The sequence below is a fragment of the Streptomyces sp. TP-A0356 genome, assembly GCF_001417775.1.
In the GTDB taxonomy this organism is placed as follows: domain Bacteria; phylum Actinomycetota; class Actinomycetes; order Streptomycetales; family Streptomycetaceae; genus Streptomyces.
In genome coordinates this window covers 53510-66802 of sequence record NZ_BBZJ01000027.1, presented here as the reverse complement: position 1 = coordinate 66802, position 13293 = coordinate 53510, and the positions used below count along the sequence as shown (strand labels likewise).

General features: G+C 68.2%; 13 protein-coding genes and 1 pseudogene. 4 read left to right on the top strand and 10 right to left on the bottom strand.

Features of this window, described 5'->3' with window-relative positions:
* Nucleotides 1-115: 115 nt before the first annotated feature.
* The 7 genes and pseudogenes from ASC56_RS28670 to ASC56_RS38500 all read right to left on the bottom strand — a co-directional run.
* The gene (locus ASC56_RS28670) at nt 116-754 is read right to left on the bottom strand and encodes a hypothetical protein (RefSeq protein ID WP_055494484.1); all 639 of its coding nucleotides are present in this window, start codon (nt 752-754) and stop codon (nt 116-118) included.
* Nucleotides 747-2009, bottom strand: coding sequence for a hypothetical protein (locus ASC56_RS28665; protein ID WP_055494483.1), 1263 nt, complete (start codon nt 2007-2009; stop codon nt 747-749). The genes ASC56_RS28670 and ASC56_RS28665 overlap by 8 nt, the downstream gene beginning before the upstream one ends.
* Complete coding sequence (locus ASC56_RS28660) at nt 2009-2761, bottom strand: ATP-binding cassette domain-containing protein (protein WP_234377099.1); 753 nt, start codon at nt 2759-2761, stop codon at nt 2009-2011. Before ASC56_RS28660 ends, ASC56_RS28665 begins: the two co-directional genes overlap by 1 nt.
* A 78-nt stretch (nt 2762-2839) precedes the next feature.
* Nucleotides 2840-3187 carry a hypothetical protein gene (locus ASC56_RS28655; RefSeq protein WP_159039717.1) on the bottom strand — a complete coding sequence of 116 codons (348 nt, stop codon included), beginning with the start codon at nt 3185-3187 and terminating at the stop codon, nt 2840-2842.
* A gap of 278 nt (nt 3188-3465) precedes the next feature.
* On the bottom strand, nt 3466-4812 hold the full coding sequence (locus tag ASC56_RS28650) for a glycosyltransferase 87 family protein (protein WP_234377098.1): 1347 nt from the start codon (nt 4810-4812) through the stop codon (nt 3466-3468).
* Nucleotides 4813-5653: 841 nt separating this feature from the next.
* Complete coding sequence (gene murJ, locus ASC56_RS28645) at nt 5654-7327, bottom strand: murein biosynthesis integral membrane protein MurJ (protein WP_267887641.1); 1674 nt, start codon at nt 7325-7327, stop codon at nt 5654-5656.
* Nucleotides 7323-7917, bottom strand: a pseudogene (locus tag ASC56_RS38500) (ABC transporter permease); the annotation flags it as partial. The pseudogene ASC56_RS38500 and the gene murJ, both read right to left, overlap by 5 nt.
* Before the next feature lie 129 nt (nt 7918-8046).
* Between ASC56_RS38500 and ASC56_RS42875 the strand changes: the two are divergent.
* The gene (locus ASC56_RS42875; protein WP_267887640.1) at nt 8047-8175 is read left to right on the top strand and encodes a hypothetical protein; all 129 of its coding nucleotides are present in this window, start codon (nt 8047-8049) and stop codon (nt 8173-8175) included.
* Between the two features lie 437 nt (nt 8176-8612).
* Nucleotides 8613-8939: a hypothetical protein gene (locus tag ASC56_RS40735; protein WP_159039716.1), complete on the top strand. Its 327-nt coding sequence runs from the start codon at nt 8613-8615 to the stop codon at nt 8937-8939.
* Between the two features lie 29 nt (nt 8940-8968).
* Here ASC56_RS40735 and ASC56_RS28630 read toward each other — a convergent pair whose 3' ends face one another.
* Nucleotides 8969-9652 (bottom strand): hypothetical protein, encoded by a 684-nt coding sequence (locus ASC56_RS28630; protein WP_055494480.1) that lies wholly within the window; start codon nt 9650-9652, stop codon nt 8969-8971.
* Between the two features lie 133 nt (nt 9653-9785).
* Here ASC56_RS28630 and ASC56_RS28625 point away from each other — a divergent pair, with 133 nt between their 5' ends.
* Together ASC56_RS28625 and ASC56_RS28620 are read left to right on the top strand one after the other, a co-directional pair.
* The gene (locus ASC56_RS28625) at nt 9786-10940 is read left to right on the top strand and encodes a C40 family peptidase (RefSeq protein WP_055494479.1); all 1155 of its coding nucleotides are present in this window, start codon (nt 9786-9788) and stop codon (nt 10938-10940) included.
* Nucleotides 10937-11536, top strand: coding sequence for a hypothetical protein (locus tag ASC56_RS28620; protein WP_055494478.1), 600 nt, complete (start codon nt 10937-10939; stop codon nt 11534-11536). Before ASC56_RS28625 ends, ASC56_RS28620 begins: the two co-directional genes overlap by 4 nt.
* Nucleotides 11537-11545: 9 nt before the next feature.
* Here the strand turns inward: ASC56_RS28620 and ASC56_RS28615 are convergent, their stop codons facing one another.
* Together ASC56_RS28615 and ASC56_RS28610 are read right to left on the bottom strand one after the other, a co-directional pair.
* Nucleotides 11546-12775 (bottom strand): MinD/ParA family protein, encoded by a 1230-nt coding sequence (locus ASC56_RS28615; RefSeq protein WP_055494477.1) that lies wholly within the window; start codon nt 12773-12775, stop codon nt 11546-11548.
* Between the two features lie 59 nt (nt 12776-12834).
* Nucleotides 12835-13254, bottom strand: coding sequence for a hypothetical protein (locus tag ASC56_RS28610; protein WP_055494476.1), 420 nt, complete (start codon nt 13252-13254; stop codon nt 12835-12837).
* Nucleotides 13255-13293: the final 39 nt, after the last annotated feature.

Below are 13293 nucleotides of genomic sequence, written 5' to 3'. Positions count from 1 at the left end.
GCTAAGTCAGCGCTGCAGGGGTGTCCCGACTCGGGGCACCCCTGCAGCGCGTCCAATGAGCATACGCACGGACAATCAGAGCATTCACGTACGCCGCATGGAATTCCCCCGCTGGCTACCTGCTCCGCCGAAATACGCGACGCAACCGGACGACGCGCCACGGAGTCAGCGCTATCGCGACGCTGCCCGCGAGCAGGCTGCCCATCGCGATCCACCAGCAGGGGAGCGAGTGTCCGGGCTGATCCGTCCAGTCCCACCACCGGAACCGCCCAAGGCCATCGACCTGCCAGTAGGTCAGGGGAAACAGGGTGACCAGGGGAAGGATCCAGGAGAATCTCCATCCCCATGCCCGCCCGGACAGTAGGGCGAGCCCGACCCAGATCAGCAAGCCTCGGAGGAGAAGCAGCACGGTGTCCATGGGGCTGACGAGTGCCTCGGCCGCGACGAGCAGCAGCGCCGCCACTGTGACGGCTCCGACGAGGTAGGTGATCTCGACTCGTCTGAAACCCTTCGCCGCCGCTTCCTCCAGGGAGTCCATGGCGCTGCCGAGGCCGCCTACGGCGATCACGGCCAGGGCGAGGGGCATCTCGTGTCTCAGAGGGGTGCTGGAGGATCCGTTGCCGCTGAAGGGGAAGTCGAGGCGGGTGGCTCCGAAGGCCACGTCGCACGCGATCACCAGCGCCCAGCCCACGGCGATTCCGCGGAAGCGATGAGCCTGCAGGTAGCGGATCCAGGACTCGCGGAGATCAGGCACAGCGCGTACCCTCGATCGCCTTGATCTGCTTCTTCGCCCAGTCCTCCTGCGTCGGCTCGGGCTGCTTGATCAGCCTTGCGATCGCTGCCTGGTCGACACCGGGCGGCCCCCCATGAATGTCGGCCGGCTGCCCGGCGCCCGAGATCCGGGCTGCGAGCCAGGAGTCGAGCTGGAAGTACGCCTGCATGCGCCGGTCTTCGTTCGTGCTGTCCACCGCGTGGCAGAAGGGCGGCGTGGAGGTCCGGGAGATGGCGATGGACATGCTGTCGGCCGCCTCCCACATGGATCCCTCGAAGATCGAGAAGTCGATGTCCTGTGCCTTGTCGCCCCTCAGTCCTTGCTCGTAGAACGCCGAGGGAGATTTGATGACCGGAGGAAGCGCGGACATGCGCCGTGCCATCGCTTCCAGTCGCGGCAGGTAGATGCGCTCTTCGGGCCACACGCAGATCTTCGGCTCGGTGCGCGTGCACAGCGGAGCACTCGGATTCGCTCGCGCCGTCTGCACGGGTCCTGCTGTGAGCACGCCTGCCAGGCATGCGACGGCGAGTGCCGAGGTGCCGATGGCCGGCAGTCTGGCGATCACCTTTCCGCGTTCGCCGGTGTATCCGGGCAGTACGCGTGGCGTGAGAACGGCCACGGCCACCGCGGAGAGCGCCAGACCCCATCGAATGGCAAGACGTCCCGGAGTCACTTCCATGGCAGGGGCGCCGGAGAGCACGAACAGGCCGACCTTCATGGGGCCGCCGTTCATCGTCACTACGACGAAGGAGGCCAGGCCGGAGATGACTGGGGTGGCGAAAGCGGACGGGAACCAGCGTCCGGCGAGGTGGCCGACAGCGATGCACAGAAGGATGAGCGCCGCACCCAGCAGCAGGTAACTGGGCCACAGGAATCCGGGTCCGGCGTCGTGGTAGCTGACCGCGGCGGCAACCACGGCGCCCACGCCGTAGGAGACGCCACCGTAAACGGCGACTGCTGCGATGTGCGCTCCCTCGACCTGCCATCTGGGCCTGGCTCCCGCCGTGTGCTGGTCCTCGAAGCCGAGTCGGTGGATCCGGCCGGAAGCCCACGCCGCGTAGGCCCCCAGGAACGGGCCGAGGTAGAAGGCGGGTACCTGAGCCGCCGCGCTGGCCTGCGGCCAGATGCCGATCCACCATTGAGCCCGTCCGAAAAGGACCGCCACGTCCAGAGCGACGAGGACGGGGAACCACCATCGCAGGGGAGAGCGCCGCAACTCCATCCAGAGGATACGCATCAGGAAAGCTCCCCCTGCCCTGACAAGGCCGCCATGTAGCCGCGCTCCAACGGGCTGTCGCCCGCCACTCCGGATCGGGTGTTGCCCGCAAGGGCCTCGGGTGTGCCGCGGAAGAGGAACCTTCCGGACTGCATGACGACGACCTGGTCGCATACAGCCGCCACATCCTCGACGAGGTGTGTGCTCAGCACGATCGCCGAACCCGTCAGCGATCTGATCAGCTCGCGGAACTGCAAGCGCTGTTCCGGGTCCAGCCCGACGGTCGGCTCGTCCAGGAGCAGGAGTCTCGGCGAACCGACGATGGCCGCGGCGATGCCGGCGCGCCGCAGCATGCCACCGGAGAGAGACTTCATCGTGGCCTGCGCCCGCCCGTCTAGAAGGACGGATGCGATTGCCTTCACAGCCGCACCGTGCGCCTCACGGTCGGGAACCCCGCGCAGCCACGCGCTGTACCTGACGAAGTCGTAGACCGAAAAGGTCGGATAGTATCCGAATTCCTGAGGCAGGTAGCCGATCATAGGGCGCGCCGCCCTCGCCGACCGCTCGGAGTTCACCTTTCTGCCGCAGATCTCCAGGCTTCCCTCCTGGGGAGGGGCAACCGTGGCGAGGGTGCGGAGAAGCGTTGTCTTTCCCGCACCGTTGGGGCCCAGAAGTCCATAGACGCCCATGCCGAGATCCCAGTCGAGTCCTGTGATCACCCGGTTCCGGCCGTAGCCCTGAGCGAGTCCCGACAGCGATGCGATCGGTTCCACGTTGTTCCTTTCACATGCGCGACCGGGTGCCACCCGAGGGCGGCACCCGGTCACATCACCTCTACCTGCCGAGACGCATCAATTTGTGTACATGATGTAGGACTTCGAGATGTCGAAGGTGCACTCGACTCCGCCCCACTTCGGGTTCGAGGCCCCGTACCCGAAGACCGTCCAGATGGAGTCCTCGTTACCGAAGGTGCACACGCCGCGGTTCTTGTACTGGCCGGCCACCGTCACGGAGACGCAGTGGCCCACCGATCCCGTGCTCCCCCACGTGGAGTAGCAACCGTTGAGCCTGGGGCTCGTGCCGCTCGCCATCGCAGACGGCGCGGACAGGGCTACGGCCGCGATCGCCGCCCCCGTGAACGCAGCGACGCGCGTTATGGTGGTCCGCGCCCGTCTTGCGGGCTGAGTGTGCTCCGTCATCACTGTCTCCTCCTGATGTGCAGACCGATGGCGGGGGTGGGGCCGCAGCGTTGCCCCGCTGCGGCCCCAACCATGCTGATCCGCCACCGATAGTTGATTGTGAAGGCTTGGTGAAGCGCCTCGATCATTGTCATGATCACACCAATTTATTGATCTTGCAACCGGCATCGCATCGAAGGTGACGTTCTGCTCCGGTTACGCAGGTTGAACCCGTGAAGTCCGGTGATCTGGTCGCGTCACAGTGCAAGATCAGGCCAGATGCGCCTCGCGTCACTTCCTCAACACCCTTCCGTGGTCCTGGCGTTGCACGCGAGTGCCCTTTCAGACACGCAGGCCAAGCGCTGGCAGGTGATCAGCGGCGACCTGCTCGGCGCCGCCGTGGTGGCCGCGCTCGGCGGGTGCACGGCCGGCCAGGGCGAGCGGTACGACAGGAAGCCGACGGGTTGGTACGCACCGTCACGCCCGCTGGTCAGCCGCCGGCCCGTCCCGTGCGACTGCTTGCCGAGTACGCCCGCCGACAGGGCGGCGGCAAAGCGCGGCCAAGTCAGCAGGATGATCGGGTATATGGCGTAGCCGATGCGGGTGGCAGGAGACAGCACTATCGCCAAGGTCAGGCCGAGGGCCAGTCGGTCGGCACCGGACACGGCGCTCCTCGGTGGGCGGATCAGGAGCGAGAGGCCCACACCCGCGGCGCTCAGCACGATGAGTGCCATCGTGACCGCCTTGCCGTGCGGGACCAGCACCGTGATCAGATGCCCCAGCAAAGGACTCTGCGCGGACGATGCCGTGGGACCGAGGCCCAAGGGGTAGAGAACGACGTTGCGGTAGAAGGCACCGGTGTCCGCCAGAGCCGAGGGCAGGACGGCGAGCACGGCGATCCCCACGGTTCCCGCCGCGCACTTGGCCGCGGTCCGCTGTCCGCCGCGTACCGCCAGTACGGCGACGAGCACCGGGATGGCCGGCCAGGCGGTCCACTTCAGCGTGGCCGCCGCGCCGAGGGCCAGCCCCGCCCGTCCGGCATCGCCGCGCTGCGTGAAGGCCAGGGCCAGGCACATCAATCCGATGACTGGCGGGTCCACACCACCGATGGTGAGCGGCAGCGCGACGACGGGACAGGCGATCAGCCACAACACGCCCGTCCTGCCGGTGACCCCGCGCGGGGTGCTGACCCGGCCGGCGTCTGTCTCCCGACCATTGGTCAGCACCCGTATCGCGCCTGCTACGGCCGCGAGGAAGCCGACGAGGAACCACAACCGGGCGCTGGTGAACGGGCTTTCCCCGAACAGCATGTGCGGTATGCCGAAGAGCGCCATGCCGGGAAGGTAGGGATTGAAGTCCCGTACCACGTGCGGTGTGGGGTGGTACGGGGTTCCGGAGGCGAACAGCAGGTCGGCCGCCCGCTCCACGACGCCGACCTCCATCTGCTCCTTGCTGATCACCGTCAGATAGACCAGCGGCACGACGACCGCACCGACGACCGCGACCACGGCGGGGGCCGGTGCCCACGGCGCGGACGACCTCGCCGCGACGAGTGCGGCACAGCCGTATCCCAATGCGGCTGCCAGGCCCCACGCTTCCTGCGAGGTGTCGGCAGGCGACAGCAGGCCCACCACGAGTGCGGACACGGCGCAGACCACCAGCAGTGGCCACTCCCAGCGTCGACCGACGCGCGGCGAATCGGCGGTGACGGCAATGGCAGCGCCTGGCTCCTGTGCACGAACGGCAGTTGACATCAGGCATCGGACTTTCGCCGGATGCGGATGCCGAGGTCGGCCGCGCGCCGCCGCCGTTGACACGTGCCAGGTCCAGGGAGGCCGAGTGGGGGGAGGCCGATGATCACGATGCAACTATCCATTCAGTGTATACAAGGCGCGTATACGGGACACGTGAACTGGCGCACACTCACTGAGTGCTGCCCGTCTGCGCGTTACGCGGCCGCGCTTCTGCGCGCCCTGCTAGTGCTGATCAACGCCGAGGTCGCCCGTAGGCAGGCGATCTTGAGCACAGGTGACTGTCCGCGAGAGGCACGCGTACGAGATCACCGACTTGGATCAGTCGCATGACCTGCATGTAGAAGATGAAAACGGTGCCTCAGCTGACACATCAAGCTGGGGCATCAGGTGCTGGCGGCCTCACCGTCAGCGGCGAAGGCGGGCGCACTGGTGGAAGCAAGCGCAGCGGCCAGGGGGGAGGCAGAGTCAGCAGAAATCGCTGTACGTGTACGCATTACGTTGAAAGTTCCCGTTTTGATGTTCAAACCGCCGTGGTCAGCGGCGGCGTTTAGGAGCGTGATCATGTCACATTGAGGCGGTGAAACCCACGATGGACTGATGCGATGTGCCTCACACAGGCGGCCGTGAGCACTGAAGGTCATTCGCCACCATGACGGCAGAAGCTTCTCTGCCATGACCCCAACTTCCCCCGCAGCCATGGTCTTCAGGCTACGAGGAGAGCCTCAGTTGACGGTCACGCCTGGCCAGGTAGCCCCCGCAGGCTCCGAAGTTCGCTGATCCGCAGTATGCGGGCCAGGAGCAGGAACGATACGAGCATGACGCTTCCCCCTGCCATGAGGGCTAGGAGGGAGTCCGCCGACGGGGCTGCGACGACACCGTCGCAGGCGTGGGCCGCTGTCCAGCCGATGGCGCCCGCTGTCCCCGCGGCGCAGGTGAGCTTGGCGTAGGTGCGCAGTAGGCGCTTGCCGTCCAGGCGGCCCGCCAAGCGGTGGCGCAGCTGCACTGCGGTGATCAGCAGGCCGATCGCGTAGGAGGCGGCGTAGGCCGCAGCCATGCCGGTGACGGCCCAGCGAGCGGCCAGGAGCAGGTGGCAGCCGGTGGCAAGGATGATGTCGAGAGCGGAGATCCACACGGCCATCCAGAACGGAGTCCGGGTGTCCTCGAAGGCGTAAAAGCCCCTCAGTAGCAGGTATTGGGCAGAGAAGGGGACCAGGCCCAAGGCAAACGCCTGCACAATGTGGCCCAGCGGCTGGGCCGAGGTCGCGCCTCCGCTGCCGTAGGAGAACATCACTGTGGCGATCTGGGGGCCGAAAGCCAGGAGGAAGAATGCGGCGGGGACGATGGCGACGCCGGTGATGCGCAGGCCCCTGGAGATGTCCTCGCGTAGATCGTCCAGGCGGCGTTCAGCTACGGCCTGGCTCATCCGCGGCAGGATCGCGGTGACCAGGGAGACCGTGATGATGCCCTGCGGCAGCGTCCAGATGTTCTGTGCGAAGAAGTACGCGCTGTTGCCTGCACCGGCGTTGGGCAGTGCCGCGTCGACGTCGTTGGCGTAGCGGGTCACCACCGTCAGGGCGACCTGGTTGACCAGCACGAACAGCAGGGTCCAGCGGGCCGCGCTCATACTCTTGCCGAGGCCGACGCCGCGCCAGTCGAAGCGGAGCCGCCACTGGAACCCGGTACCGGTGAGAGCCGGGATAACGCACAGGGCCTGCGTCGCGATGCCCGCCGTGGTGCCGATACCCAGCAGGCGTACTTGGCCGGGCGTGACGTCGGCGGCGTGGCCAGGGGCCGGCGCTAGCCACATGTACAGGCCAAACATGGCGATCAGGACGACGTTGTTCAGTACCGGAGCCCAGGCCATCGCCCCGAATTTACCCCGGGAGTTGAGGACCTGCCCGAGGACGAAGAACAGCCCATAGAAGAAGACCTGCGGCAGCAAGAACCGGGCGAAGACCACGGTCAGCTCGAACAGCTGATGACTGCCCGGAGCGTCCGGGGTGTTCAGGCTCACGATCTGGGGTGCCAACCACACCGCCACCACCGTGCCGATCGCGAGGACGCTGAGCACCAGGGTGACCAGCCGTTGCTCATGCGCTCGTCCGCCGTCGGGATGCTCGGCCCGAGCCCGCACCAGCTGCGGAACCAGGACTGAGTTCAGGGCCCCGCCCATCATCAGGATGTACAGGCTGGTCGGCAGCGTGTTGGCCGTGTTGTAGGCACCGCCTACCGCCAGCGTCCCCAGCGCGGCGCCCTGCAATACAAGGCGGATCATTCCCGTGGCCTTCGATACCAGGCTGGCCATCGCCATCATCGCCGACGAGCGCATCAACCCGCCCGACGCGCGCCGCTTCGCATGCCGGCCGCGTCTCACAGTGGGAACCAACTCGGTGTTCTGCTCGGCCACGGCCGTACTTCTCCTCTGCCTTCCAGAAGTAGATGAACCCGCCGACGCCGAAGGGCAGTGCCCAGCCGACCGCGTACGCCCACACGTGGTGGGGGAGCCGGCGGGCCTTGAAGCTGTCGATCAGCGCGTAGCGCATCAGGTCGATGTAGACCGCGGCCGGGTTGGACTCAAGGGTGACTTTGAGCAGGTACGGCTTGTGCTTGAGCGTCTTGTCGATGCTCCACATGACGCCTGATCGAGCTCTGGGTGAACGTCCAGACGAACACGCCCGTCACGAGGAACGGCAGGAAGTCCGGCACACCGTGCGCGGTGCCCACCAGCATGCCGAAGATGAAGTAGTAAACCGCGGCGTTCAGCAGCGGGTTCGCCACCTGCCAGATCTGGCCGAGCTTGGCCTCGCTGTACTTGGCGGTCAGCTTGGCGGTGGCGAAGGCACTGATGAAGTGACGCCGCGCCCACAGCTGACGCACATACTCCGTCAGGCAGGGCCGGGCGCCGCTCACCGACAGGCCGTGACCGACGGCCAGCGCTGCGAGGTCTTCGTCAGCCGGGGCCGACGTCGGGGGCGGTGCATCGAGAACTTGACTCACATCCGCTGCTTTCGGCCGAGGAAGGGGGCGCGCACGTCCGGCCTCCCGTCGGGCCCGGACACCGGGTCCGACGCCGGACTCCTTACCTTTCTCTTCGGTTACGTCGGGACGGTACCGTATCGTCGTGACGTGAGGGTAGGTCGATTCGACGTCGGAACGCAACCGTTTCGTCGGCTGCGCCCTATGTCCTGCACCGACGAATTCCTCAAGCCCGTCTGGGACATGACGCAGGAGTACCGCGACAAGGCCGACGACTGACTCCGCCTGGCCTGACGCCCCCAAGCGAAGGCCCCGCCATTGCATTCCTGGCCGTCCTCACGGCCGGTGCCGCTTTGGTGTGCGTCGGCGGGTCGGCCCCCGACGCGCTGGCCGCCGTGACCGTTGGACTGGAGTACCTGTCCTCCGTCTGGGCCGACCGGTCACGTCAGCATCAGGGCGGCGACGAGCGCCCCGAGGCGGGACGCCGGGCGTCCCGGAGTGAGCGGGCAGTCTGCCCGTGTGGTTCGAGAACCTTCGGGACGGACTCACAGGACATCGGAGACCTTGTAGGCGATCCCTCCCGCGACGAGGTAGCCAAAGCCCACGCAGACGATGCCGTTGAGCCAGGCATAAGGCTCGGCTCCGGTTTGGATGGCCTCCCATAGGGGGGTATCTGGAAGTCGAGCAGCGCAACGTCGGGCTTGTGGTGCAGCGCCGTGCGACAGCCTCCGGCCCCGAGAGTGGGGCGGCATGGGCACCGGGCCCCTTCGGCAGGCTCGCGCTTCGACGGCAAGGGGCCCTGGAGCAGTGATCGTCGTGCCCCCGAGGGTGGCCCGCCGGAGATCCTGGCGGGATCGGCGCTGCCCGCCGTGGCCCTCACCGTGATCCAGTGCCTGGCTGCCTGGTACCGGTTCGTGTCCGGAGCGGCGCTGCTGGAGCTGTCCATGGTGTCTCGACCGGACCCGCTGAGCGCCGGCTCGCTGCTGGGCACGGTCATGATGGCGGCGATGGCCGCACCAGGTCGGCGGAGGCCGTGCGGGTGACGCCATTTCCGATCACGCTGCGGCCCCGCTCAGCGACGGGTGTCCTTCGGCCTGTCCTCCGTCGGCAGGAACGCGTCCGGATTGACGTAGCGGACGCGGCGCAGCCACAGGGCCCCGCCCCCGATTCCCGCCATCACGAAGCCGGCGAGGGACAGCAGCAGGAGGAGGCCGCGCAGGAAGGTGACGTCGATGCGTTCACGCACCGCCCAGCTGACGGTGCAGAGGACGACACCGACGACGAAGAGCGCCAGTGAACGCCAGGACATCCAGGTCCGCAGCGCGTGAACCGGGTCACCGTCTATCCACAGGAGCTGTGAACGGCCCTTGCGCGCGGCCGACTTGAGAGCGGCGCGGGTGTCGTGCGGCTCGCCCTCGGCGGTCAGGTCGAGGTACTCCCACAGGTCGGCGAGGGCCTCGTACGCCTGTTGGTCGTCGTAGTGCACGGCGTCGCCGCCGTCACCCTCGCCGAGTGCGGCGTCCTCGTCGGCGCGCCGCTGGAACTCCCGGTTGATCACGCCGGTGGGCACGGGCGCCTCACCGGCCAGGATCTGCCGCAACTCCTGGCAGAACGCCCCGATGACGGGCTTGCGGCTCCGGGAGTGCACCGCCTCCTTCAGGTCCGCCATGCCGCTCTCGCCGTAGGAGAGGTAGTCGCGCATCACGACGGCGAGCGCATGGGCGGAGGAGGTGGGGAGTGGCGGCTGTTCGGTCACGGGTCGGTCCCTTCCCAGTGGATGCCGTCAATGCCCAAGGTTCTCAAGGTGATTGGAAGTATAGACACTAGCTCGTAAGGTATATACACAAGAGCGCGCACTGAGTAGCGCGGACGGGGGGGCACGTCAAGCTGTGGACAAGAAGACGGTCATAGGCATCCTCCTTGTCTGCGCGTTCTTGTTCAGCGGGGGCGGTCTGTTCTTCGTCGCGGGAACGGGCTCGGTCGTGGGGCTGGCGGGCATGCTGGGCGCCGCCGTGGGCGGAGGCGGCGACAGCGGTGGGGGCGGGGTGCCGGGCGGCACCGTGTGCGACCCGGGCGGCCAGACCCTGCATGCCGACGTTCCCGGTGTCGGGCCGTACCGGGTCACCGACGAGCAGATGGGCAACGCCGCCGTCATAGTTCACGTCGGGGAGAAGGAGAAGGTTCCCGACGACGGGCTCGTCATCGCCATCATGACGTCCCTTCAGGAGAGCCAGCTGCGCAACATCGACTATGGCGACCGGGACAGCATCGGCCTGTTCCAGCAGCGTCCGTCCGCCGGCTGGGGCACGCACGCCCAGATCATGGACCCCAACTACTCGGCCATGGCGTTCTACGGCGGTCCCACCCACCCCAGCCCGCCCAATCCCCGGGGACTGCTCGGCGTTTCGGGCTGGCAGCAGATGGAGAAGGGCGCCGCCGCCCAGGCCGTCCAGGTCTCCGCCTTTCCCGACGCGTACACCAAGTGGGAGGGTGTCGCGGGCCAGATCGTCGGCCGGGCCAAGGACATCAAGTGCCAGGACGTCGGCCTGAGCGGGGACGTCGGCAAGGTGATCCAGGCGGCCAAGGACCAGCTGGGCGTGGACTACTGCTGGGGCGGCGGCGACGCCAACGGGCCGACCTACACCTCGGACTGCCCGGGCGGCGTCTCCAAGGGCTTCGACTGCTCGGGGCTGACGCTCTACGCCTACGCCAAGGTCGGCATCAGCCTCGGCCACTGGACGGGCGACCAGTGGAATTCGGGCAGCCGGGTGCGCGACTATTCGGACCTCAAACCGGGAGACCTGATGTTCTGGAGCAGCGACGGCACGGAGTCCGGTATCCACCACGTGAGCATGTATCTCGGCAACGACCAGATGATCCACGCGCCGCACACGGGGGCGAAGGTCGAGATCGTGCAGAACGTCAGCAAGAACAGCTACTGGATGAAACAGTGGATCGGCGGCTCGCGGCTGCTCAAGGACAGCGGGGGTTCCGCCAAGGCCGCAGCCGTCGCCGACCGTGGCACCGCCGGGGGGACGCTGTGAGGACCGTGCTCGCGCGCCGTACGGCGGCCCTGTGCCTTGCGGTGGTGGCCGCCGCGGGCCTCGTCGGCGGCTGCACCAAGGACGCCGGGAAGCACCCGGCCGCACCCTCCCCCTCCGCCCCGGCGATGAGCGCGGCCCCGGGGCCCGGCAGGGTCACCGCGACTCCGGCCGGAGACGCCTCTGCCGGTTCACGCGAAGGTCGGGTCGACTACACCGACCCCGAGTCGGTGGCCGCCGCCTACGTGCAGGCGTACGTCCGGCACGGCTGGCGGGACCCGGCCCCGCGCGCCTATCTCGACCGGATCAAGCCCTACGCCACCGCCGCCTACGTCAAGAAGCTCCGGGACTCCAGCAGCGACCGGTGCGACGTGTCGTGCGAGGCCGCCAAGAAGAGCCGTGTCGAGGTCAGCGCCGACAACCTCCACACGGTGATCCCGGACGAGGCGCCGCGCTCCGGCACCGAAGTCTGGGTGCAGGTCTCGTACGCGGAGCGGACCAGCTGGAGCAACGGCGGCGAGTCGACGCAGACCGGCATGATCCTCAAGCTCACCAGGAGCGGCGGGAAGTGGCTCGTGGACGGGCGTCAGGGGACCTGAGAGGCCGGGTCACCGGCCCGGGAGCACGTTCGAGAACCCGTCCGCCAGCAGCGCCGCGAGGTCCATGTACGCGCCCCGGGTGGCGGGGGAGACCTGGTCGTACCGGATGGTGCCGCCCGCGTACAGGTGCTGGTCGTACGGGATCCGCACCACGTGGGTGCACAACTGCTCGAAGTACTCGACCAGCGTGTTCATGTTGATGCCGACGGCCTTCGGGGCGTCCATGGTGATCAGCACCACCGCGTTGCGCACCAGGTCCGGATAGCCCTGTGCGTACACCTCGTCGAGCGTCTTGGCGGCGCGCCGCGCGGCGTCGTAGCGCGGCGCGGCGACCACGATCAGCCGGTCGGTGGCGGCCAGTGTGCCCCGCATGGCGGAGTGCTTCATACCGGTGCCGCTGTCGGTGATGACGATGTCGAAGGCCCGGGTGAGGACGTCCTGTGCCGTGCGGTACTGCTCCTCGTCGAACAACTCACTGATGTCCGGGCTCTGTTCGCTCGCCGCCACCATCAGCCGGTCGGCCTGGCCGAGGTACTGGTGGATGTGCAGCGGATCGACCAGCCCCTGTCCGTCGACGGCCCTGCGGTGACGCTCGGCGCCGACCAGGTCACGCACGGTCGGCATGATCCGCTCGCCCAGCAGTCGGTCCGCGAGCGTGCCTGCGTGCGGGTTGGCGTCGATGACGACGGTGCGGTCGGCGCGGTAGTGGGCGAAGGTCAGGCCCAGCATGGCCGAGGCCGTCGTCTTTCCCACGCCGCCCTTGATGCTCGTGACGCTGATCCGGTACGGACGCGGCACGGGCGTCTGCAGCCGGGCGAGCCGCTGCTGCTCGGGACCGGCGGAGCGCGCGCCCCCGCGGCCGACCAGCCGCAGCAGTCCCGGCCGTTGGGCCTGCGCGGGGGAGGCCGAGGGGGCCGGGGAGGGTGGCTGGTACTGGCCCGTGTACGGGTTGACGTACGGGTTCGGGATCGGGTCCGGGCGCGCAGAGGCGCCGTCGGGAAGCGGCGCGGGAGCCGGAGCCGGTGCGGGCGCGGGCGCGGGAGCCGGTGAGGGTGTCGGCGCGGGGGCCGAAGGGTGGGCCGTCGGTTGCCATGTCTGCGATGGCTGCGCGGGTGTCTGCCCGGCGGCCGGTGAGGGCCGCGTGGCCGGCGCCGGGAGGGAGCGCGCGTGGCTCGGGGGCAGTTCGTCCTCATCGTGGTCGGCGGCCGACGACGCGCCGAAGGCGCTGTTCTCGGACACGCTAGTTCTCCCACCGTTCTGCGCCCGACCGGTCGCGAGCCGTCAACCGGAGCGACAGGCTAGTCCTTGGCGGTGTACAAGGACAGCAGTCGCCGGCTGACGGTCCCCGGCCGAGTGGGCTTGCCTGTTGCGTACTTGACCAGCATCTCTTCGAGGATGGCCGTCAGATTGGTCCCCTCGACCTCGGCGCGCGCATGGGCCATGGCCAGATAGCGCGCCGGGAAGCGGTTGACGACCGGCACCTTGCGGGCGTTCTCGGGCGGCAGCTCCGAGGGGATCTCCGGACGCTTGGCGCCCTCGCGCTTCGGTGCCTGGCTCAGCTCGTTGCGCCTGCGCCTGCGCAGTACCCCGAGGGCTTCCTCCTCGGTGATCGGGCCCCGGTTGGGCGTCCACTCCAGCGGCTCGAGTTCGCCCGGGAGCGCGGTCTCCTCGTCGACCCCGTCCGGGCGGCGGGTCATGGCCGCCTTCGCGGTCACCATGCGACGCCGATGGGAACGGGAACGCTGAGGGATTTCCGA

Coding starts and splice junctions, on each gene's coding strand:
- ASC56_RS28665 (WP_055494483.1), bottom strand. CDS start 2,009: ATGCGTATCCTCTGGATGGAGTTGCGGCGCTCTCCCCTGCGATGGTGG.
- ASC56_RS28610 (WP_055494476.1), bottom strand. CDS start 13,254: ATGGTGACCGCGAAGGCGGCCATGACCCGCCGCCCGGACGGGGTCGAC.
- ASC56_RS28655 (WP_159039717.1), bottom strand. CDS start 3,187: ATGACGGAGCACACTCAGCCCGCAAGACGGGCGCGGACCACCATAACG.